Source organism: Brevibacterium sp. HMSC22B09 (genome assembly GCF_001806795.1).
Taxonomy (GTDB): Bacteria; Actinomycetota; Actinomycetes; order Actinomycetales; family Brevibacteriaceae; genus Brevibacterium; species Brevibacterium ravenspurgense.
Window position 1 is genome coordinate 1 of record NZ_KV786014.1, and the last position, 1,598, is coordinate 1,598.

Sequence of the window (1,598 nt, forward strand, 5' to 3'; positions counted from 1 at the left end):
GGTGGTGGGACCTGAGGGTTTTGTAGGTAAGCGTGTTAACAGGTGTGACGCAGGAAGGTAGCCGGGCCGTGCGATGGTTGTCGCGGTCTAAGGTTGTAGGCCGTGTGGTTGGCAAATCCGCCACACATGATGGCTGAGAGCTGATGGGCGCCCCACACGTGGTGGGGTGATCCGGTGATCCTCTGCTGCCAAGAAAAGCATCGACGTGAGGTTCAAACTGCCCGTACCCTAAACCGACTCAGGTGGTCAGGTAGAGAATACCAAGGCGATCGAGATAATCGTGGTTAAGGAACTCGGCAAAATGCCCCCGTAACTTTGGAAGAAGGGGGACCACCCCGGTGAACAACCCTTGCGGTTGGATGTGCTGGTGGTGGTCGCAGAGGCCAGAGAGAAGCGACTGTTTACTAAAAACACAGGTCCGTGCGAAGACGTAAGTCGATGTATACGGACTGACGCCTGCCCGGTGCTGGAAGGTTAAGAGGATCTGTTAGAACCTTGGTTCGAAGCGGAGAATTTAAGCCCCAGTAAACGGCGGTGGTAACTATAACCATCCTAAGGTAGCGAAATTCCTTGTCGGGTAAGTTCCGACCTGCACGAATGGCGTAACGACTTCTCTGCTGTCTCAACCGCGAACTCGGCGAAATTGCATTACGAGTAAAGATGCTCGTTACGCGCAGCAGGACGGAAAGACCCCGAGACCTTCACTATAGTTTGGTATTGGTGTTCGGTGTGGCTTGTGTAGGATAGGTGGGAGACTATGAGGCATGCACGCCAGTGTGTGTGGAGTCATTGGTGAAATACCACTCTGGCCATAGTGGATTCCTGAACTTCGGACCCTGATCGGGTCCAGGGACAGTGCCTGATGGGTAGTTTAACTGGGGCGGTTGCCTCCCAAAGAGTAACGGAGGCGCCCAAAGGTTCCCTCAGCCTGGTTGGCAATCAGGTGGTGAGTGTAAGTGCACAAGGGAGCTTGACTGTGAGACGGACGTGTCGAGCAGGAGCGAAAGCTGGGACTAGTGACCCGGCCATGGCTTGTGGAAGCGTGGTCGCTCAACGGATAAAAGGTACCTCGGGGATAACAGGCTGATCTTGCCCAAGAGTCCATATCGACGGCATGGTTTGGCACCTCGATGTCGGCTCGTCGCATCCTGGGGCTGGAGTCGGTCCCAAGGGTTGGGCTGTTCGCCCATTAAAGCGGTACGCGAGCTGGGTTTAGAACGTCGTGAGACAGTTCGGTCCCTATCCGCTGCGTGCGTAGGAAATCTGAGAAGGGCTGTCCTTAGTACGAGAGGACCGGGACGGACGAACCTCTGGTGTGCCAGTTGTACCGCCAGGTGCATGGCTGGTTGGCTACGTTCGGGAAGGATAACCGCTGAAAGCATCTAAGCGGGAAGCCTGCTTCAAGATGAGATTTCCCCTGAGGTGTCCAGTAGACGACTGGGTTGATAGGCCAGATGTGGAAGCACAGCAATGTGCGCAGCTGACTGGTACTAATACACCAATCACTCACCCAACAACCCACACACACTTTTGGTGGGGTGCCAAGGCGAGTAACACAACAAACACCAACAAACAATCACTGTTTGTTCGCGTCCACA

General features: G+C 54.8%; 1 rRNA gene. It reads left to right on the forward strand.

The features are described from left to right. Positions 1–1,514: ribosomal RNA gene (locus HMPREF3087_RS05810) — 23S ribosomal RNA — on the forward strand; the annotation flags it as partial. Between the last annotated feature and the right edge of the window lie 84 nt (positions 1,515–1,598).